General features: G+C 39.3%; 17 protein-coding genes and 2 pseudogenes. 5 read left to right on the top strand and 14 right to left on the bottom strand.

What is annotated here, in order from left to right; translation table 11 throughout:
- Window positions 1–24: 24 nt before the first annotated feature.
- The 3 genes from ACX27_RS13570 to ACX27_RS13560 all read right to left on the bottom strand — a co-directional run bounded on the left by ACX27_RS13570 (window position 25) and on the right by ACX27_RS13560 (window position 1,078).
- Window positions 25–429 (bottom strand): type II toxin-antitoxin system VapC family toxin, encoded by a 405-nt coding sequence (locus ACX27_RS13570; RefSeq protein ID WP_062298331.1) that lies wholly within the window; start codon window positions 427–429, stop codon window positions 25–27.
- A complete protein-coding gene (locus ACX27_RS13565; RefSeq protein ID WP_062293221.1) occupies window positions 419–679 on the bottom strand; it encodes a hypothetical protein in 261 nt (86 codons plus the stop codon). Before ACX27_RS13565 ends, ACX27_RS13570 begins: the two co-directional genes overlap by 11 nt.
- A gap of 99 nt (window positions 680–778) precedes the next feature.
- Window positions 779–1,078 (bottom strand): hypothetical protein, encoded by a 300-nt coding sequence (locus ACX27_RS13560; protein ID WP_418006837.1) that lies wholly within the window; start codon window positions 1,076–1,078, stop codon window positions 779–781.
- A 763-nt stretch (window positions 1,079–1,841) separates the two neighbouring features.
- On the opposite strand from ACX27_RS13560, the gene ACX27_RS13555 reads away from it, so the two are divergent.
- On the top strand, window positions 1,842–4,724 hold the full coding sequence (locus ACX27_RS13555) for a GUN4 domain-containing protein (protein ID WP_062293215.1): 2,883 nt from the start codon (window positions 1,842–1,844) through the stop codon (window positions 4,722–4,724).
- A 106-nt stretch (window positions 4,725–4,830) separates the two neighbouring features.
- Here the strand turns inward: ACX27_RS13555 and ACX27_RS13550 are convergent, their stop codons facing one another.
- From ACX27_RS13550 to patD, 6 genes and pseudogenes are all read right to left on the bottom strand, one after another.
- A complete protein-coding gene (locus ACX27_RS13550; protein WP_062293212.1) occupies window positions 4,831–5,235 on the bottom strand; it encodes a helix-turn-helix domain-containing protein in 405 nt (134 codons plus the stop codon).
- On the bottom strand, window positions 5,219–5,518 hold the full coding sequence (locus ACX27_RS13545; RefSeq protein WP_062293209.1) for a type II toxin-antitoxin system HigB family toxin: 300 nt from the start codon (window positions 5,516–5,518) through the stop codon (window positions 5,219–5,221). Before ACX27_RS13545 ends, ACX27_RS13550 begins: the two co-directional genes overlap by 17 nt.
- A gap of 168 nt (window positions 5,519–5,686) precedes the next feature.
- Window positions 5,687–5,770: pseudogene (locus ACX27_RS33795) on the bottom strand (Uma2 family endonuclease); the annotation flags it as partial.
- A gap of 122 nt (window positions 5,771–5,892) precedes the next feature.
- On the bottom strand, window positions 5,893–7,107 hold the full coding sequence (locus ACX27_RS13540) for a DUF790 family protein (protein ID WP_062293207.1): 1,215 nt from the start codon (window positions 7,105–7,107) through the stop codon (window positions 5,893–5,895).
- The gene (locus tag ACX27_RS13535) at window positions 7,037–8,617 is read right to left on the bottom strand and encodes a DEAD/DEAH box helicase family protein (protein ID WP_062293204.1); all 1,581 of its coding nucleotides are present in this window, start codon (window positions 8,615–8,617) and stop codon (window positions 7,037–7,039) included. The genes ACX27_RS13540 and ACX27_RS13535 overlap by 71 nt, the downstream gene beginning before the upstream one ends.
- 455 nt (window positions 8,618–9,072) lie before the next feature.
- A complete protein-coding gene (patD, locus tag ACX27_RS13530; protein WP_062293201.1) occupies window positions 9,073–9,432 on the bottom strand; it encodes a heterocyst frequency control protein PatD in 360 nt (119 codons plus the stop codon).
- A 282-nt stretch (window positions 9,433–9,714) separates the two neighbouring features.
- Here patD and ACX27_RS13525 point away from each other — a divergent pair, with 282 nt between their 5' ends.
- On the top strand, window positions 9,715–11,979 hold the full coding sequence (locus ACX27_RS13525) for a RelA/SpoT family protein (protein WP_062293198.1): 2,265 nt from the start codon (window positions 9,715–9,717) through the stop codon (window positions 11,977–11,979).
- A gap of 146 nt (window positions 11,980–12,125) precedes the next feature.
- Here the strand turns inward: ACX27_RS13525 and ACX27_RS30900 are convergent, their stop codons facing one another.
- The 5 genes from ACX27_RS30900 to petP form a co-directional block, all read right to left on the bottom strand.
- Window positions 12,126–12,302, bottom strand: coding sequence for a hypothetical protein (locus tag ACX27_RS30900; RefSeq protein WP_235526629.1), 177 nt, complete (start codon window positions 12,300–12,302; stop codon window positions 12,126–12,128).
- A gap of 35 nt (window positions 12,303–12,337) precedes the next feature.
- Window positions 12,338–12,730, bottom strand: coding sequence for a Crp/Fnr family transcriptional regulator (locus ACX27_RS13520; protein ID WP_235526628.1), 393 nt, complete (start codon window positions 12,728–12,730; stop codon window positions 12,338–12,340).
- Between the two features lie 116 nt (window positions 12,731–12,846).
- A complete protein-coding gene (gene chlG, locus ACX27_RS13515; protein ID WP_062293196.1) occupies window positions 12,847–13,896 on the bottom strand; it encodes a chlorophyll synthase ChlG in 1,050 nt (349 codons plus the stop codon).
- A gap of 80 nt (window positions 13,897–13,976) precedes the next feature.
- Window positions 13,977–15,077 carry a Get3/ArsA fold putative tail anchor-mediating ATPase NosAFP gene (locus tag ACX27_RS13510; protein WP_062298329.1) on the bottom strand — a complete coding sequence of 367 codons (1,101 nt, stop codon included), beginning with the start codon at window positions 15,075–15,077 and terminating at the stop codon, window positions 13,977–13,979.
- Between the two features lie 86 nt (window positions 15,078–15,163).
- Window positions 15,164–15,355: a cytochrome b6f subunit PetP gene (gene petP / locus ACX27_RS13505; RefSeq protein WP_062293192.1), complete on the bottom strand. Its 192-nt coding sequence runs from the start codon at window positions 15,353–15,355 to the stop codon at window positions 15,164–15,166.
- 796 nt (window positions 15,356–16,151) lie between these two features.
- On the opposite strand from petP, the pseudogene ACX27_RS13500 reads away from it, so the two are divergent.
- From ACX27_RS13500 to ACX27_RS13490, 3 genes and pseudogenes are all read left to right on the top strand, one after another.
- Window positions 16,152–17,001, top strand: a pseudogene (locus tag ACX27_RS13500) (ABC transporter permease).
- 88 nt (window positions 17,002–17,089) lie between these two features.
- The gene (locus ACX27_RS13495) at window positions 17,090–18,361 is read left to right on the top strand and encodes an ABC transporter ATP-binding protein (RefSeq protein ID WP_062293189.1); all 1,272 of its coding nucleotides are present in this window, start codon (window positions 17,090–17,092) and stop codon (window positions 18,359–18,361) included.
- A gap of 125 nt (window positions 18,362–18,486) precedes the next feature.
- Window positions 18,487–19,893, top strand: a complete 1,407-nt coding sequence (locus tag ACX27_RS13490) for a class I SAM-dependent methyltransferase (RefSeq protein ID WP_083468736.1) — start codon at window positions 18,487–18,489, stop codon at window positions 19,891–19,893.
- Window positions 19,894–19,911: the final 18 nt, after the last annotated feature.

Raw genomic sequence — 19,911 nt, 5'->3', positions numbered from 1 at the left:
AATCGGGATTTAGGTTTATTGGAATCAAATCGAGGTAATTTGGATAGCCTTAACTCGGTGCATCGGTTTAGTTGGCTTTTCAGTAGTAATTAGTTCATCAGCTTTGAGCCAAAGAGCAGCAGAAACATGAAGTGCATCCATCGCCGCTAAACCGTAAATACAGGCTAGTTGATGAGCATCTTTTGTGATTTGCTCCAAGTCTGTAGCCCAATAACTAACAGCACTAAAGAATGTTTGGTAGAAGTCTGTTTCATCTTGCTGTTGGTTATAAATTGCTTTGGGGAGTACTTCTAACTTGACAAATTGACTCGATACAAATTCTCGATTTTCTTCATTAAGAATGCTATTTGCTCGAATACTGATTGATTCAACTCCCCTAAAAGCAGTGATCAGAACTCCAGAATCGATGTAAGTTTTCTTACGACTCACTGTATCCACCCCGACGTTCAGCAAGCTCTTGTTCAATTTCTGCTTCGTTAAGTAATTTTATTCCAGAGGCGATCGCTTGTTTACGAATTTCCCACAGTTTTTTGGCTAAAGGCGTTTGTGGAATATATTCTTTATTAATTGCTGTTGTTTTTGATTGAGATTTTAGGGTTTCAACAAACTCTAAAACCATTTGCTGCTTTTCGGGTGTAAGTTCTCGCCAGCTTTCAAGTAATTGTTCTTCTTTTCCCATAATCCACCTCACTATAAGATGTTTTAATTGTGACTCATATTGTTGCTGAACATTTGAAAATCACCCCGACTGTGAAAAAAAGCCGGGGTGGTTGTGGAGTTATGCAACTAAAATTTGACGGACTAAAATACTCATCACTTGATCAGGGTTGTCGGTTGAAATTAGTGGACTCCAATCTCCCACCTCGGCATAACCGATCGCCTGCAAATAATGTATTGTACTAGTGACAGCTTTGGGTGAACCAATCAACAAATGTTTAATGGGTTCTCTGTTGGGTAATGGCTGTTGATTAGATAATTTGGGAGTGGGTGCATCAAAATTTTCCCTTCTCAAAAATTGTTCTGGTGGTGTTTGAGCAGAATTTTGATCATCACTGAATTTATATTCTTGTGCCATGATAATAATCGACTCCTATTTAGGTGTTGAAAGAAAGGCGATTGCGGACTCTTCCCGGAGGGCGATCGCCTTTCTCATGTTATCTATATTAAAGTATAAAAATATACTTGTCAATTACTTGCTTAAATATTTTTAAAACTAATTAAATCTGCTTAAATTGCAGTTTATAAAAGAATTTGAATAAGGATGAGAAAAATTTTTAGAATTTATGGAGTGTATTAAAATAAAAAGTATATTCAGCAATTTCAGGTAGGTAGCACCTAGCCCCGACGAATGGAATTCGCGGCTATAAAAACAAAGTCCGCGCAGGCGGACTAAGATAAAATCAAGGGTTTTGAACCCGCGCAGGCGGGTTTTGTCCGTGTAGCCGCGACTTCAGTTGCTGGGTGCAAGATAGGACTTAATTGAGTAATAGCATCACAACTTTGTGTCCTAACGACAGAACCTTTTGTCCTTACGACAGAACCTTTTGTCCTAACGACAGACCTTTGTGTTCTAACGACAGACCTTTGTGTTCTAACGACAGAACCTTTTGTCCTTACGACAGAACCTTTTGTCCTTACGACAGAATGTTTATTAGTTGATGAGCGGTCGCATTTTTTACTTTATTGGAGATTGTGATCGCTTAATATTTAGCAAGAAGCTGAGTATCTGATTAAAACTTTCTAAAATTATTTATTAGGTAATTTTTTCGGAGGTAGCGATCGCTTATACTGCTATCAGCAGGTATTATTTCACAAACGATCCATAGTTTTCAACCTACACTATGACTCAAAGCCCAGATAATCAACCAGCTTGGTGGGAATCGGTACAAAAGATTTTAGACAACAAATTGGTTGGGTGGGGTATACCGGGTATTTTTGTTGCTATTGCGGCTGATCATGCTAAAAATGCTCGATGGCAAGAGTTTGTTATTTTTTTAGGAATCACTTTTGTTGTTGCGCTGATTATTAGAATTGGGAGTAAGTTGCTTCCCTATTTTGATAAATTTCTAGACTGGTTACTGGCTACGCAAATTCCCAAATGGTGGACAGCAACTACAGATAAATTTGGGGCAGAGTATCTCGCTACAATCACAGCAGAATGTCAAGAATACCAGGGACGAGGCTTTAGTGGTGAAGGGTTGGATTTGGAGAATGTGTTTGTCCCTTTAGGCTTTAATTGTGAACAGCCAGTTTATAACCCTCAAGATTTGACGGTTGATGAAGAAACTGAGCTAGAGAAAAATTCGGTTTTTGAACAAACAGAAATTTCTCGAAGTATTGCAGCTCAGAAAGAACCTGAAATTGGCAGTTTGTTGAGAGGAATTACAAACAAAAAATCGGCGTGGCGACGACTGGTTATTTTAGGCGCACCAGGTTCAGGAAAAACCACACTTTTAAGACACATTACTCTTTTGTTTGCACTGCGGAAACAATCAAAATTGTATCGGGGTTTGCCTCAACTTATTCCTGTTTTGTTGCGGTTGAGAGATGTTGCTCCTATTATTGTGGCAGATAGTAATGCTTCTCTGGCGCAAGTAATTGCTAAAGCTAAGAAAGATGAATCATCAAAAACTCAGGATTGGTTTAACAAGCAGCTAAAAGATGGCAAATGTCTGGTAATGTTAGATGGACTTGATGAAATTGCCGACGATGAGCATAGAAAACAGGTAAGCATTTGGGTTTCTCAGCAACTCCAAAGTTATAATAATAAATTACCTGTCATTCTCACGTCGCGGCCACAAGCATACAATCAAGCACCTCTGCCAAATACCCCGGCTTATTTTGTTAGGTCATTTACAACTGAACAGCGCAATGAATTTGTCTACAAGTGGTATTTTAATCTAGAGAAACGGCGAAACTCTGGGAAAGTATCAGAAAAACAACTGCGAAGAAATGCTGAATCTAAAAAAGATGAGTTAGTGCGCCAAATTAACGCAGTTCCTTCTCTGCGCTTAATGGCAACAAATCCGTTGTTACTGGCATTAATTATTAATACTTATAAAGAGAAAACCAGTCTTTCTCCCACTAGAATCGGACTTTATAAACAAGTTTGTGATGTGCTGTTGCAAGGAAGACAATCTATTTCTGGAACTACGCGATATCCACTCAAGCCAGAACAGAAGCAAGAAGCTTTGCAAGCACTCGCTTTGGAAATGACCAAATGCCAAGTACTTCAGTTTACCCTAGATGAGAAAAATCAAGACAGTAATATTTTTCTCGCCAAAGATTTTCTGCAAGAAGAACTAGCTCAGATGGTTGAAGGAGGACAAGAGTTTACACCAGAGGTTTTTATCGAGAAAGATGACCTTGGTGTGCGAGAATTGTTGAGTGATCGCAAACAAGAAAAACTCTATGAATTTACCCATCGAACATTTCAAGAATATTTAACGGCGGTTGAACTTACAAAAGCCGAACATGAACCTGATTTACTAGAAGTTTTTGCGAAAGATAAAAAATACCTGGACTGGTGGAGACAAACTATTTTATTCTATGCAGGTCAGGTCAAAATAGATAAACTAATTGATGCGGCATTAAACAAGCCAACTGTAGAAAACCTCACCCTTGCTTACGAGTGTTTGCAAAATAAGCTCAGAGTTAGTCCAGAGAAGGAGCAGGAACTACTAAGTAAGGTAGAACAGGGATTAAAGTCAAATGACGTAGAAGTTTTTAAGTTAGCCGCATCAGTGCAACTACAAAAACGGCTAAACTATCTCAACGAAGATTGTTTTCTTGGTAGTTCAGAAACCGAAGAACAGCCAGGAGTTAGCATAACAGCAACAGATGAAAAAATCTGGACATTACAAAAAGTCGATGATACTAACATCACTGAAGCAGAATATCGGTTGTTTTTATTAGAACAAAACAACAGTGACACAGACTTAACTCTGGAAATCAACCCAAGTCAGTTAGACTTTGTACAAAGTAATGCGTTTTGTGCATGGTTGAGTGAAAAAACCAGAGAACGATTTGGTGAAGCAGGAATCTGTTATGAACGGGAAACCTCAACAAACACATTCCGCTTAGTTCGGTTTCGCATACCAAAACAGTATCATCAACTCGCCTATTACTTAGCAGCAGGTAAGTGGAGAGAAGCTAATAAAGAAACTGTTAATATTATTCTTCATATAGCCAATAGAGAAAAACAAGGTAGCCTAACACTGAATAATATTAGGCAATTTTCATGTGCAGATATTAAAATAATTGACCACTTATGGGTGCAGTATAGTAGCGGGCGATTTGGTTTCAGCCAACAGAAAAATATTTACCTAGATGTAGGTGGAAGACTACAAGAAAATCGTTCAACTTCGCAATTGGGAAAATTTTTAGCTTATACAATGAAGATAATTAAGCTAGACAAACATACAGATTATACACTAAAGGATAAAGAGGAATATGAAATTTGGTGCCGACTAAGTGATTATGTTGGATGGAGAGATAATAAAATTGTAAAAAACTACTCTCAACTAAGCTTTAATATATCAGCACCTAATGGACACTTACCTTTTTTAGGCAATTTATTACCAATAGTATCTTCAGGTGGTTTAGGATTTGTTGATATTGGTTATAATATTGAGGCACTACTTTTGCGTCTTGAAATTTGTGAATTACACAGTAATGAGAGCTTAGGTTGGGTGAAACAAAGTGAAGCCCAACAATATCAATAATATTAGATGTTGGGTTACGCGATCGCGCTGCTTTTTTTTCTAAAAGTATAGCTTGTATTGATTGCGTGATAAAGCTTCCAGAATCTCTTAATCTGCTGTAACTCACTCAGACAATTACAAATAAACTTGCTTCCACATGAAAAAAGTCTCCCAGTTTTTGCGCTAATTCTGGAGTTATTTTTTGATTGCCGTTTAAAATATTATCAACCAAATTTTCTGAATCTAAAATAGCTTGTAAATCCGCTTTGGTTTTGTCTGATTGTTCTAAAAGAAATAACAGTATAGACTGAGGCGTATGTGGTTGCTCAGGTTGATAATATTCATGTTCAAATTTTTCAATTAAAGTTATTAATAATTGATAGAGTTCATTTTCTTCAGGAGTTCGTTCACGGTGCATTAAATCTTCAACAATGGCTAATACTTCTTCGTTTTCTGCTTCAGTCTTAATCAATTTAGGAAGATACGCTGTTAATAGTTCTTTATACTTTTCTGGATTAAAAGTAAGGGTCATTTTTCCAATTATCCTTATCGTATTCTGCGTGAGTGAGGATATATTTAATATAAATTAATTGACCTTCATAATCTATACTAACAATCAAGCGGTATTTATTGCCTTTAATATTGAAAACTGTAAAATTACCTACAGCCTCAGCTTTCGGAAAAACTTGCTGTAATTCAACCAAATTTGACCATTTAGCTTTACTAGCAATTTTATACCAGTTATTCAAAGTTTCCTGAGAATCAGCGTGATTTTCTGCATATTCTCTTAATATTTTAAAACTAATAACGTGCATCTTCCTGATGAAAGAAAGTGAGTAATTAGATATTACTGTAAACAGCAGTCAGAGTGTAGGTTGGGTGAAACGAAGTGAAGCCCAACAATATCAATGATATTAGAAGTTGGGTTACGCGATCGCTCCAGCCAACCTACTTTTCTTAGATAAAAGTCATAAGTAAATCTACTATATAGAATCGGAGTTAATACCTAATTCTTGCAGTTTTGCCGCCAAGCGATCGCTATGTTGTTTTTCTTGTTCGGCGCGTTGTGTCTATTGGTTTTTAATTCTTTCCCCCTGCGGTCTATTTGTATCAAACTTAAAGTGAAACGGTATAATTGGGCTGTCATTTTACCATTTTTGGTAACTGTGACGATTGTTTCTATACTTTCTTAATCCATTACTGCTAACACAGCCTTGGGTAATAACTTATCTTTAAACCACACAATTCTCGCGGGTACATCATTTAATTTCACGCCAGCTTTTTCTAAATTCAGCCGTTCGGAAATTGCCAAAATCAAATTATCACAACCCGCACGCCGCACTTGAGAAAATTTCTTTTGTAAATATTCTGGTCGCCAATAACCGACAATTTCTAATAGAAATTCCCGTCCATCAGGATGCACTAAGCGAAAATCAGGAATCATCACGCTACCAGGAATAGGAATTAAATCGACTTCTCGCTCTAATACCCAATCGGTTTTTAAAGCATCCCATTTATCAGCAAAGGACGCTTCTAGCATACTATCGTAAGGCTTACCTTTAGAATAATGTGATACTAAACCACATTCGGAATTGAGGGTAAATCTGCCAGTTTTCCAGGTATCTGTATAAACATCACGGGTTTGTAATGTTGCTGAAAGACTCCATTTGGTGACATGCAGTAAAGCCGGAATTAATTTAGCGATCGCCAGCCCATATCGTGTACTAGGATTAAATAAACTCGTCGGCCCATCCACTGTAATTGTAAACCCGTGGTCAGCATCACCTTCTATATAAGCCATGAGTTGAAATAATTTTAAATAGCGAAATAACAGCTTATATTCCCCTGGTACATTGCGATGAGCATTTAATACTAATTGACTCGCTTTATAAAAAATTCCTTGCACTTGAGACAAGTTATATCTATTTAAAATATCTACAGGCGAAGGTGTATCAAATTGCGTCAAAATTTTATTTTCTGATAAATCAGCATACAACCCAGTCCGCACCTGTTCTAACAAAACTTCTCGCTCTAATTCCTGACTTAATTCATCAGCAATTTTGCTTAAAGTTGCTTGGGTTGATTCTCGGCTGGCTACAGATTTCGCCGCCAAAGCAAACACCCGTTCTCTTAACATTGGTGGTTCCAAAGGACTCACCACTTCAAAAGTACAAAAATTACTCTTGATAATATAAGCTAATCCTCGCTTGACGCGATAATCTGTCGCATCACCTTCTAAATCTAAAAGCTGCTTTTCTAACTCCCCCTGAGTCTTTCCCTGTGCTGCTTGAAAACAAGCAATTAATTCATTAGTCAACGCCAAATGTCTATCATCAATCTTCAGTCTTTTCGGAATGATTTCTTCTCCGTTTAGGCGATGACTTAGTAACTCCGTTGGTAACATCTTCTGAATTTTTAGTTGAATATTTTATCTCTAATTGTTCCGCCGCCTTTAAACTTTTTTCCTGTCCAGTCCCATAGATAACCTGCAAATTTGCTTTCTTTTCTTTCTTCTCTTCGCGTTCTTTGCGTCTTTGCGGTTCGTAATCTTCCCCTCGTCGCCGCGCCGAAGTCCCTTCCTCACTCGTATCTTCCGCAATTACCTCATACAAAATCGCCTGTTTATTCTCCACATTTCCCTTACGTAAAACCCTCCCCAAACGTTGAATATATTCCCGCGTTGAACCTGTTCCCGAAAGAATAATTGCCACAGAAGCCGCCGGAACATCAACACCTTCATTCAAAACATGAGAAGCCACCAAAGTATTATATTCACCTTCGCGGAATTTAGTTAAGATTTCATGGCGTTCTTTGACTGGAGTTTGATGAGTAATTGCTGGGATTAATAAGTCTTGCGAAATTTTATAAACCGTTGCATTATCAGCCGTGAAAATTAACACTCGTTCAGGATAATGTGTTGCTAATAAATCAGCTAAAATTCGCAACTTACCATCAGTTCCTAAAGCAATTTCTTTGGCTTCTCGGTGTGCTAACATGGCTCTACGACCAACTTGCGATCGCGCACTCATCTGCACAAACATTTGCCAACCTTGAATACTACCCAAAGAAATTTTAGATTGGCGTAAAAAATCATTACGAGTTTGAATTAATTGATTGTATCTTTCCCGTTCAATTTGGGATAATTTCACCTTAATTTGGACAATTTCATGTTCAGCTAACGCTTTCCCCGCCAAATCTTCCGCGCGTTTGCGATATACCTCTCGACCAATCAAAATATTTAAATCAGCATGTTTCCCATCGGTACGTTCTGGTGTGGCTGATAATCCTAACCGATAAGGTGCGATCGCATATTCGGCAATTACCTTGCTAAAATCTGTTGGTAGATGATGGCACTCATCAAAAATAATCAAAGCATATTTATTTCCCAAAGATTCAGCATGAATCGCCGCACTGTCGTAAGTTGCTACTAATATCGCTGTCTTATCCCGCGAACCACCACCCAGCAACCCCACCTCCGCATCGGGGAACGCCGCAACTAAATGTGCATACCACTGGTGCATCAAATCCAAAGTCGGGACAACAATTAACGTAGTGCGGGGTGTTGCTTGCATCGCCATCTGCGCCAGATAAGTTTTACCCGCAGCCGTTGGTAAAACTACCACCCCTTGTCTTCCCGCCAACTTCCAAGCTGCTAAAGCTTCACTTTGGTGCGGGTAAGGTTCCATTTCCAAACTCGGAACCAACTCTATCGGATAAAATTCCTTCGCCTCATCAATAAACTCTACTTCTTCCCCTTGCAGTGCTTCCACCACAGCCCGGTAACGCATCGCCGGAATGCGAAATTTTTCCACGCGGTCATCCCATGTAGCATAATCCATCCAAGCTTTACCGCGTGGTGGTGGGTGCAGAATTAATGTACCGCGATCGAAGGTTAATTTGGAGATGCGAGCCATTCCGAATTGCTTGGGGATTTTCCTGTACTAAGTAACAATCCTACAGTTATTGAGGAAGTAATGGGTGGAAGGGGGTTAGGAGTCAGGGTGCAGGGGTGTAAGGGTGTAGGAGTTTTTATTGGTGTCAGGTTAATTTGAAAAGGGCGGTTAGAAACCGCGTCTACACAAACAAAACCTGCCTCCGCAGGTTCTAAATCCTTGATTTCACGTTAGTCCGCGCAGGTGGTCACTGAGCTTGCGATGCCCTGAGCTTGTCGAAGGGTCGAAGTGCAGACTTTGCCTGTATAGCCGTGAATTCCATTCGCCCTGCTTCTTTCTTCACACCCACACCCTTACACCCTCATACCCCTACACCCTAAATATCAGCATTAAATCTTCATCAACTTAAAAAGACTATGTTGGCTACCAGATTTCTTTGATCCTGATAAATTTAACGGCAAAACTTAACAGACAGACTAATCTTCTGTGACTTCTGGTGTCTCTTGTTGCAGTATGGCATGGCAATATTGAATTAAAGTAGTGAGGCGATCGCTCATGGTTTGGAGTCTGGTTTTTGCTGTTGCAGCCTGCCGTGCGCCCTGGAAAAATGTGATATCAATTTCCAATAAGCGCAGTTGTTTACTGATTTCCGTTTGATAAGAGAGTTCTTTGGAATCTGCTGTCGCTAAAGGCACAATCTCGCGTTGAAACAACTGCTGCAAATCAGCAACACGCTGTCGCAGTTGGGTTTTGTCAAATTCCCCAGCAGTAACATCAGAACGTAACTGCACTAATAACTTTGCTAGTGCTTGATATTTCTCACAATTTAAAGACATCTAGTGCCATTTAAGATAGTATTAATGACAAGAATTTTTTCTTCTACAGTATATCTTCTTGAACCACTATCACTATCACAAGCCTCAAATCCTCTTTTGAGGCTTATTCGCCATCGTAGGTTTTTCCAGATGATGCTTGTTGAAAGCTAAAATGGAGGACTACCACAAGGCAATAGACTCATCATCCTCACACTGCATTTATACCCCCACCAGGGATACAGGATCACCATCAGTTGATGCTGTAAACTTCGTCCATCTTACTATTTACCGATCACCTCTTGTATGAGCGGCATAGCTACTAGTACTTCAATTGACGTTACACTTCCAGAATGGCTCAACAAATGTTTACGCGAGTCATCACCCAGAAGTGTGGAACCAGAAGACCGAAGGCAGAATGATGCGTCGTTAATTTGCCAAGCATTTTCTTTTGCCTATCAACTCCATCATGGACAATTTCGCAAATCTGGAGAACCGTATATTTATCATCCCGTTGCCGTAGCTGGGTTGCTACGTGATTTAGGGGGCAGTCCTGCTATGATAGCAGCTGGATTTCTTCATGATGTAGTTGAGGATACAGATGTCACAATTGAAGAAATAGAAGAGCTATTTGGCTCAGAAGTGCGGCAGTTAGTCGAAGGTGTAACGAAGCTTTCTAAAATTAATTTCAAAAGTAAAACCGAAAGCCAAGCCGAAAATTTCCGCCGGATGTTTTTGGCAATGGCACAAGATATCAGGGTAATTGTAGTCAAGTTAGCAGACCGTTTGCATAATATGCGAACTCTGCAATATATGTCAGAAGATAGCCGTCGTCGCAGCGCCCAAGAAACACGAGATATCTTTGCACCTTTAGCCAACCGTTTGGGTATTTGGCATATTAAGTGGGAACTAGAAGATTTAGCATTTAAATATCTGGAACCAGAAGCTTTTCGCCAAATGCAGCAGCATGTTTCGGAAAAACGCACGGCGCGGGAAGAGAAATTAGCTAAAGCGACAGATATTTTACGAGAACGTTTACAACAAGCTGGAATTCGTTGTTTAGATATTAGCGGTCGCCCCAAACATTTATACAGCATTTATCAAAAAATGCAGCGACAGCAAAAAGAATTTCATGAAATTTATGATTTAGCGGCGCTGCGAATTATTGTTGAAAGTAACGAAGAATGTTATCGGGCTTTGGCGGTTGTCCATGATGCGTTTCGCCCCATTCCCGGCAGATTTAAAGATTATATCGGTTTACCCAAACCCAACCGTTACCAGTCTCTGCATACAGGGGTCATTGGTTTAACTGGTCGTCCTTTAGAAATTCAAATTCGCACCCTGGAAATGCACCATATCGCCGAATATGGTATCGCAGCCCATTGGAAGTACAAAGAAACAGGTGGTTCAAATAGTCCGTTGACGGCGGCTGATGAAAAGTTTACTTGGTTACGGCAATTATTAGAGTGGCAAAGCGACCTGAAAGATGCCCAAGAATATTTAGATAGCGTTAAAGATAACTTATTTGAAGACGATGTTTATGTATTTACGCCCAAGGGTGATGTTGTTTCTTTAAATCCTGGTTCTACTAGTATAGATTTTGCCTATCGCATCCATACAGAAGTCGGCAACCATTGTTCAGGTGCAAGGGTAAATGGGCGGATAGTACCTTTATCTACAAGGTTGCAAAATGGCGATATTGTGGAAATTCTCACCCAGAAGAATAGCCATCCGAGTTTGGACTGGTTAAATTTTGTCAGAACTTCCACCGCCAAATATCGGATTAAGCAATGGTACAAGCGATCGCGCCGCGAAGAAAACGTCACCCGTGGGAAAGACTTGTTAGAGAAAGAACTCGGTAAAACTGGTTTTGATAATCTGCTGAAATCAGACGCAATGCAGACTGTTGCGGAAAAGTGCAACTATCACAGCGTCGAAGATTTACTCGCAGGTTTGGGTTATGGCGAAATTACCTTAAATTTAGTCCTGAATCGCTGGCGGGATGTGGTCAAGGCACAGCAACCTGCCACAATGGTCATACCGCCATTTGTCCCCAAAGAATCAACCGCCAAAGCTTTACGGGATGTTCCCCACACTAGTTCTCGCGCCAGTGATTCGCCGATTTTGGGTGTCGAGGGTTTGGTATATCATCTAGCGGGGTGTTGTACACCAATTCCAGGAGAATCAATTATTGGTGTAGTGACACGCGGTCGGGGAATTTCTATCCATCGCCAAGGCTGTCATAATTTAGATAATGTCGAAGGCGATCGCTTAGTGCCGGTAAAATGGAATGCGGCGGTAGAAAATAGTTCTCGCCCCCACACTTACCCAGTAAATATCCAAATTGAAGCCCTTGACCGTGTAGGCGTTTTAAAAGATATTTTATCGCGGTTAAGTGATCAAGGTATTAACGTCCGTCATGCCCAAGTCAAAACAGCCAGTGGACAGCCAGCATTAATGGACTTAGGTATAGATATACGCGATCGCTCCCAACTTGAACAAGTGTTCGTCCAAATTAAAAAAATGAGCGACATCATCAATATTCGCCGCGTCGGTCAAGCAGAGGAGTAGCTAAATTAACCTGACTCTCCAACGGAGGCACACCTGCACCAAGGGCGAAAGAAACAAGTCAAATCCTCTTTTTTTCTGCCCTTTGGGTGAAGAACCTAACGTTGCTAACGCAGTCGTTCATGAGTAAAACCCCCAATACAGCAGTATCAAAAATCGTCAGGTATTGCGAAGATCGGTTGCGGTAATGCTTCTAGTGCCAAACCATAGTCGATGCCTTCATTAACTAAGCGTTTCAGCCTTTGGGTCAAAGCCACACGGGTGTATCGTAGATTTAAGGTGGTTTGTTTGGCGAGTTTTCTGGCGATTTCCCAAGCTCGCTCCATCAGTTTGTCTTGGGGTAATATTTCATTGACAACATTCAGTTCAAATGAAGTACCCGCTCCCGCGCCGAGCGAATACTCCGTAGTTCTAGCAAAACTTTGACTTGATGAAATCTTCGTGCCAGTTGTGCTATGAGGACTTCTGATAAATCTGGATATTGACGCAAAGTTGCCAGAAAAGCTGGCTTGGGAAAAGTCGCAATCCGAGATGGGGCATCAGCGATCGCAGTACAATCATAAAATTCATTGAACAATGCCGCTTCCGCAAAACTCTCTCCAGTTCTCACCTCATAATGCTTGATAGATTGACCCGCACTGGTATAGTGCATCAGTCGAATCTGTCCAGATATGACAACAAAAATGGCTCTAGTAAAATCACCTTGATGAAACAGAATCTGTCCAGGTGTTAAATTTTCATAGGTGATAGCCATTTTTGTTCTGATACTGTCTGGAAGTTGGTCAATGTTCAAAAAATTGATCATTTCCTTGACAAGGAGGTGAAAAAGTGTAGTACAAACACTGAAATTACCTCGGATTCAGCACTTTTTTAAACACCAGCGTGGCCTAATGCTAAACCAACCACCAGCATTCCCAGCACGAGGAATGGTTGGGCGCTGGCTTGATATTTCACATCATTGGCTAAGGGGTCACGTAAAAAATACATATCTTGGAAAGTGATCTGAGGAATGATTAACAATACCAAGATAGCTGCGTATAAATTCTCATGGATACTGACGAGATAAGCAGCCATGAAGCCTTGGAATAAGTCAATCATCAAGACACAAATCCAGGCGGCGGTGGTGACACCAAACATAACTGGTAGTGATTTTAACCCTAGTTGGCGATCGCCTTCGACACTCTTGAAGTCGTTGACAATGGCAATGCCCAACCCAGCCAAGCTGTAAATTAAGGTGAGAACCAAAACTTTCCAATTCAACTCACCAAACAAAGCATGACCAGCCCACCAAGGTAAAGCAATATAACTTGCACCTAAAGCATAATTACCCAGCCAGCCGTTTTGCTTGAGTTTCAGGGGAGGGGCAGAGTAAATATAAGAAACAAATGAGCCGAAAATTGCTAGGACTGCAACGGTCGGAAATTCATGACCAGCCCAGATATCCAGCACGTAGGCTAAACCAATCCCAGATACTAACAATACTAAAATTTGGGTGACAACCTGGGGTACAGAAATTGCGCCGGAAGGAATGGGACGGTAAGGTTCATTAATGGCATCAATTTCGCGATCGTAAAAATCATTCATCGTCTGGGTGTAACCAGCCAGCAGCGGCCCCGAAAGTAACATACAAGCTGCGGCTTTCAAGACATTTTCTAGAGTCCAGGTATAGTTACCAGAAGAAGCCGCACCGCAAACCACGCCCCAAATTAAAGGAATCCAAGTAATTGGCTTCATCAATTGCAAGCGAATTTTCCAAATGGAAGTTTCGCCTGGGGCTGCACCTTTCATTCCTAGTAATTGCCGAGTTTTAGCGGTGCGTTCGTTTGTGGTTACTGTTCCGGCTTCACCAGAATTATCTATTACTGAGTCTACCGTCTCAGCCGGGTTGGAATTGGGGGGTACGGGAGTTGATTCAGTCATAAGATTATGTATGGGAAAGTATGAGGTATGAAGTATGAAGTATGAAATTTTATGGTTCAGACTTCATCCTTCATCCCGGTTTAAAAAGAAATAATCAAATAATTATTTTGGAATTTTGCACCAGTTACAGGTCTACCAGTCAAGGCTGGCGGTAAGAAGATGTTCCGGCGTTGGTCGCCTGCTTCTACTGTGACTTCTGGCCCTACCTGGGTAAGTTTTACCTGTTTTTTATCAAATCCAGGCAAAAATAAGCGTACCTGACGGTTATGGACATCGATTTCGATGGGTTTGGGTACTTTGCTGGTTTGTTCTGCAAAGTTTGGTAAGGCATCTATTAGAGGTTGCCAGTTACCCTGCTTCACATCCGGCACAACATTCACAGCTAACGGTGCAAATTCCGCCGTTAAATCTGCTGTTGTCTGGTCGGCAATTTGGATAACACCACCTACTGTCAGACTAACTTGTTGTGCGCTGCCCCACAAATAACGGGCAACTGCAACTTCTATAGGGTCATTAGTAGTTACCAAAAAGGCGGCAACCCTTTTGGGGTCAGCTAAAGCCGCTTTTCCCTTATCTAAGAAATCGTTGACTTGGTTGGTGGGTTGAGCAAAGTTATCTGCTGTCCAATTAACGTTGAAAAAACTGGTAATCAGTGGTTGTATTAATGGCGATTCAGAAATTGTCTTGCCTAAATCGGAGTTGACAAACAACTGTCGAAATCGCCGTACATACCAACTGAGAGATTCTGGCAACCCCAACAGCCGCAAAGTAAAAGAATCACCCGTGCCATCGTAAATAATTGCATCATATTTGCCACTGGCATCATATTCACGGATAGCATTTAAGGCGAGGGCGCTGTCCATTCCTGGCAATGCTACCAGTTCTTGACCGTAAACCTCTTTAAAAATGGGTGTACGGAGGTACTGTGCCTCTAGTTTTTTAAGTTCTTCCCAATTGCGTTCTAAAAGTACAGATGCAGGCAACTGTACTGCTTGCAAGTTAGGAGCGATTTCTTGAGGGTCAGCCGAGAGTGTTGTTTCTAACAGGATAGGTAAAACTGGTTCTGCCAGTCCTGCTAGAAGTACACGCTTACCTTGACTTGCCAATAGTTTAGCTGCGGCGATCGCAACTTTGCTACGCGCGATGCCGCCTTTGCCCAAAAATGTCAATATTAGGGACATTTCGTGATTTCCAATTACCGCCTGTTGTTTCCACTCCAACTTAGCATTAGGCAAATACTCTTAGCTTCCGCCTTGAGTTAGCCTCACTATACGGGTTTGATTTCGTCTTCAAAAAACCAAGTTGCGCTATTATCTTCAAACTTCACCACTATGCCAACGCCGCTACCATCAGTCATTTTGTAGCCTTCGATAACGCCGACTTTGCCTAGTTTTTGAGCGACTGAGTTGGGTACGCGATCGCGTAAACGATACACCTTGACCTTTTGTCCGATTTCCATGCTGCCTGATTACAATGCAATAAACCAAGTCTCAGTTTAGCGGAATCTGGGACTCTTCTGTTATCCGATTTAGAGACTGTTAAGTGTTGACTGTTGGCTTTTGAGTGTGGAGTAAAAGTTTAAAATTAAGTCAAAACCACACTGGTACTATAGCTATGTATCAAATTATGTTGTTTATGACCGCGACGAAAGCAATTTGAGGGTTTTTAAACTCAATGGTGCTGGTTATGAGGCTATATCTTGACCAGAGCCAAATTTTGGTTAAAAAAGTTAGGTTGAAGCTTAGGTCTTTGGCAAGGTACTTATCAATAGACAACGGGTTTATGGTTAAGCTGGTATAACACCACAGGTTGGATATCAACGCTCAAAGAACAAGCCCAACAAGAACCGTAACGGGCTGATAAACTGGCAGAATATTTAAGAGCGCAAGGAATTGACCCAGATAGCATTGCTTAAAGCCTCATCCGCTTTAAAATCTAAATTTTAGAACTACATAAGATGGGCATGTTTTTGTAGGCCAATATAGTGGCTAATTCATTGTATGATGACACAAATCATTAATTTTGAATTAGAATCAATAGCTCCGCAAATGCAAATACTTAATCATTTGTGAGAACTTTAATCTAGTACATTTTTTTATGTATACGACTCATATAGAGTGTATAAATTGTCTGGAGTTATTCAAATTCAAACATTATCAAAGACTATATATTAGGGGAACTTTCATCTCAAGTTAGCTTCATAGAAGGCAATTAAGTGTGGGTAGTGAGTGAGGTAGCAAAAATTGGTGCAGATCATCCGCAAAACTCTACGTAAGGCAAGACAACTAAGGCGTATACTACCTATATCTGAACAATCTTGGGCAAAGTTTGATTTACTGAGAACTTTAGTCAGGCGAGATTTAGAAGCGAAGTATAAAGGTTCGGTTTTAGGCAATCTGTGGCCTTTAGTAAATCAGCTATCACAGTTATTAATTTATACTTATGTATTTTCAATTGTCTTAAAGGTCAAACTGCATAGTTTAAAAGGCTTACCAGACAATAATTTTACCTTTGGGTTATGGCTGTTTGCAGGTTTATTGCCTTGGATGGCGTTTACAAGTGGACTGATGCAGTCTGCTAGTTCTGTGATAGCACAGCCAAATTTAGTGAAGAAGGTGGTGTTTCCTTTAGCTTTATTACCTTTAGTACCAATTTTATCAACGTTTATTGAAAGCTCTTTTGGCTTGATGGCATTGATTTGTTTTGTGGCTTTGACTTCTGGGACTTTACATCCTACGTTGGCACTGTTACCCTTAGTCTGGCTGACACAGTTGATGTTAACAGCAAGCTTGGGTTACTTGGCTGCGGGATTAACAGTTTTTTTTGCGCGATATTCCCCAAACATTAGGGGTTATTTTAAATCTTTGGTTGTATGTGACACCAATTGTTTATCCAGCAACATCAATTCCTGAACAATGGCGGGGTTGGGTATTTTGGCTAAATCCCATAGCTGCGATCGCAGAAGTCTATCGTGATTTAATTTTAGTTGGGGAGGTGCGACATTGGGCAGAGTGGGGTTTATCAAGTGCAATCGCATCTGTGATATTGTGTTGTAGCTTTTTAGTTTATAAGCGATTGCGCCCAGCTTTTGCGGATGTACTATAGCAGTTTTCACTTCTAAACATTTAATAGGCTGGTATTCACGTAAAATCTACCTTTAATTAGGATGTGCTATTCGTAAGTGTGCAATGATATGGGTGAAGAAATAGCAATTTCACTAAAGAATATATCGAAATGCTATAAACGGTATGCTCGTCCGGTAGATCGGCTCAAGGAAATTTTGCTACCTAGCAAAAGCTACGCTCAAGAGTTTTGGGCATTAAGGGACATTAATATAGAAGTTCCTAAAGGTGAAACTTTGGGAATTATTGGTCAAAATGGCTCTGGAAAAAGTACACTACTACAAATTATTGCTGGGACATTAACCCCCACAACAGGAGAAGTATTTGTAAATGGAAGGATTTCAGCTTTACTGGAACTTGGTAGTGGTTTTAATCCAGAGTTTACTGGAAGACAAAATGTATTTTTTAATGGTCAAATTTTAGGTTTAAATAAAGAGCAAATAGAAGCTAAATTTGATGATATTGCTGCTTTTGCAGATATAGGAGATTTTATCGATCAGCCTGTTAAAACTTACTCAAGTGGGATGTTTGTCAGGTTAGCATTTGCTGTGGCAGTTAATGTCGAACCAGATATTTTAATCGTTGATGAGGCTTTAGCAGTTGGAGATATTAAGTTTCAATTTAACTGTTTTTTGAAGTTCAAAGAATTTCAAGAAAAAGGTATAACAATTTTATTTGTTTCTCATGATAGTAACTCTATTAAAAGATATTGTAACTATGCAGTTATTATGAATAACGGGCGCATTATTTATCAAAATAAACCAAACGAGGTTGTTAATTACTACACAAACCTTTTGTTCGCTAATGAAACAGTGAAAACTAATGAAGAACTCACAACAAAGGAAGAGAGAAATCTAAATCCACCAACCTCACTTACAGTTGGTGGTAACTTAGAATATCGCTATGGAGATGCTCGTGGTGAAATAAGTAAATTCTCAATTGAAAATAGTGAAGGAGTTTGCACACAAACTTTTATAAGTTGTGAAAAAATTAAGGTGCAATTAGAAATTATTACAAAAGAATTTATAGAGTTTCCGGTATTTGCTATGACATTAAAAGATAGTAGAGGTGAAGATATATACGTAACTAATACATATACCCAAAATTTAGATGTACCAAATCTACCAGCTAACAGTCTAGTTAAAGTTAGCTTTGAACAGTCCATTAATGTTTGCCCTGGTGATTACTTCATATCACTGGGTTTTGTATCTCTGTCCCAAGGAAATATTACTCCCATCGATCGCAGGTATGATGCTGTACAAATTAAAGTTTTATCATTAAATAATGACCATAGCAGTGGCATAGTTAATCTACAAAGTAAAATTCATTTTGAAATTCAATAATTAAGTTACTTAACTAAATATTTAAGTGAGACTGTTAGCCGAAAAACAATACAATATAATTTTTATTTGAAAATTTATTATTCTTATGAAGTATCCACAAGATTTTGAGTTGATTGAACAATTTAATGTATGGTTGCCCAAAGCAAGTAATACAAATTTTAACTACTCAGATGGTTCAAATGAAGAAAAAATATATAGAGGATTGCATAACTAAAGCCTCGGATATTAGCTCTCATTCTGCGGAATTAACGCGAGCTATGTGTAATTGGTCTTCTGAGTACCATTTCAGCCCAAAACGTAGCAATTTATTGCGTCCTCTTAAGTTGAATAAATCTAGTTCTGTACTAGAACTAGGATCTGGTTGTGGAGCAATAACTCGTTATTTAGCAGAAAATGTTGGGCGGGTAGTTGCCGTAGAAGGCAGTATGACAAGAGCTAAAATTACATCTTCCCGTTGTAGAGACTTAGGTAATGTTGAAACTATATGTAGTGAATTTCATAAGATAGAATTTGACGAAAAGTTCGATATAGTAACATTAATTGGAGTTTTAGAGTATAGCGGAGTATACATTAAGCATAGTCATCCTTATCAATATGCTTTAGAAATAGCCAAGCAATTTCTCAAAGAAGATGGGGTACTAATTGTAGCTATAGAAAATAAACTTGGTCTTAAATATTTTGCAGGATGCTCAGAAGATCATACAAGTTTGCCATTTGATGGGATAGAAGGTTACAGCAGTGGTAGTATGCTGAAAACCTTTGGCAAGCTAGAGCTACAATCTTTGTTAAACACATCTGGTTTTGCCTATACTGAGTTTTTCTATCCATTTCCTGATTATAAATTACCGGATGTAATCATGAGAATTGACAATAAAGATACTAATTCTTTATTGCTGAAAAAGCCTTTATTATATAATTGGTTAAATTATAATAATAACCGAGATTACAATAATAATAAAATAGAATTATTTAGTGAATTTTTAGTTGCTAAACAGTTAGAAATTAATGGGTTACTATCACAAATGAGTAACTCATTTCTCATATTAGCAAGTAATCACGAAAAAAATCTAAATCAATACTTTGACGCAGAGAAAATAACGTGGAAATATAATGTTCTAAGACGTAAAGAGTTCATGACTGAAGTAAATCTAGTCAAGGACATAAAAAATAACTCTCTGTTATTACAGCGTCAACCCATATATCCTGAGTTATCAGAAAGCTCCCAACATATCTATACAAATATCAAGCATACTGCTCAAGAAGTTTCTAGCTTTATAGATGGCGAAACTTTGATCGAGAAAATTATATTAGCTATCCGCTATAGCTCCACCAATAATCCAAATGCTTTCACCACTGCTATTCAAATATGGTATAAATTTTTAGTTAAAGAAGCATTGAGGCTATTAGGTAGCGAAGATGAAATACCTGGAAGTTATGTAGATTGTACACCTTGGAATCTGATTATTACTGTTGATGGAGATATACACTATATAGACAGAGAATGGAATTTTTTTAGAAAAAGTTCCACTTAAATACATATTATTTAGAGG

It is taken from the genome of Nostoc piscinale CENA21 (genome assembly GCF_001298445.1).
Classification (GTDB): Bacteria; Cyanobacteriota; Cyanobacteriia; order Cyanobacteriales; family Nostocaceae; genus Nostoc_B; species Nostoc_B piscinale_A.
This window is presented reverse-complemented; position numbering and strand designations above follow the sequence as displayed.

Excerpts from the sequence above, each read along its gene's own strand:
- ACX27_RS13565 (WP_062293221.1), bottom strand. The coding sequence starts at position 679 with ATGGGAAAAGAAGAACAATTACTTGAAAGCTGGCGAGAACTTACACCC.
- ACX27_RS13555 (WP_062293215.1), top strand. The coding sequence starts at position 1,842 with ATGACTCAAAGCCCAGATAATCAACCAGCTTGGTGGGAATCGGTACAA.
- ACX27_RS13550 (WP_062293212.1), bottom strand. The coding sequence starts at position 5,235 with ATGACCCTTACTTTTAATCCAGAAAAGTATAAAGAACTATTAACAGCG.
- ACX27_RS13545 (WP_062293209.1), bottom strand. The coding sequence starts at position 5,518 with ATGCACGTTATTAGTTTTAAAATATTAAGAGAATATGCAGAAAATCAC.
- ACX27_RS13540 (WP_062293207.1), bottom strand. The coding sequence starts at position 7,107 with ATGTTACCAACGGAGTTACTAAGTCATCGCCTAAACGGAGAAGAAATC.
- ACX27_RS13535 (WP_062293204.1), bottom strand. The coding sequence starts at position 8,617 with ATGGCTCGCATCTCCAAATTAACCTTCGATCGCGGTACATTAATTCTG.
- patD (WP_062293201.1), bottom strand. The coding sequence starts at position 9,432 with ATGTCTTTAAATTGTGAGAAATATCAAGCACTAGCAAAGTTATTAGTG.
- ACX27_RS13525 (WP_062293198.1), top strand. The coding sequence starts at position 9,715 with ATGAGCGGCATAGCTACTAGTACTTCAATTGACGTTACACTTCCAGAA.
- ACX27_RS30900 (WP_235526629.1), bottom strand. The coding sequence starts at position 12,302 with ATGGAGCGAGCTTGGGAAATCGCCAGAAAACTCGCCAAACAAACCACC.
- ACX27_RS13520 (WP_235526628.1), bottom strand. The coding sequence starts at position 12,730 with ATGGCTATCACCTATGAAAATTTAACACCTGGACAGATTCTGTTTCAT.
- chlG (WP_062293196.1), bottom strand. The coding sequence starts at position 13,896 with ATGACTGAATCAACTCCCGTACCCCCCAATTCCAACCCGGCTGAGACG.
- ACX27_RS13510 (WP_062298329.1), bottom strand. The coding sequence starts at position 15,077 with ATGTCCCTAATATTGACATTTTTGGGCAAAGGCGGCATCGCGCGTAGC.
- petP (WP_062293192.1), bottom strand. The coding sequence starts at position 15,355 with ATGGAAATCGGACAAAAGGTCAAGGTGTATCGTTTACGCGATCGCGTA.
- ACX27_RS13495 (WP_062293189.1), top strand. The coding sequence starts at position 17,090 with ATGGGTGAAGAAATAGCAATTTCACTAAAGAATATATCGAAATGCTAT.
- ACX27_RS13490 (WP_083468736.1), top strand. The coding sequence starts at position 18,487 with ATGTATGGTTGCCCAAAGCAAGTAATACAAATTTTAACTACTCAGATG.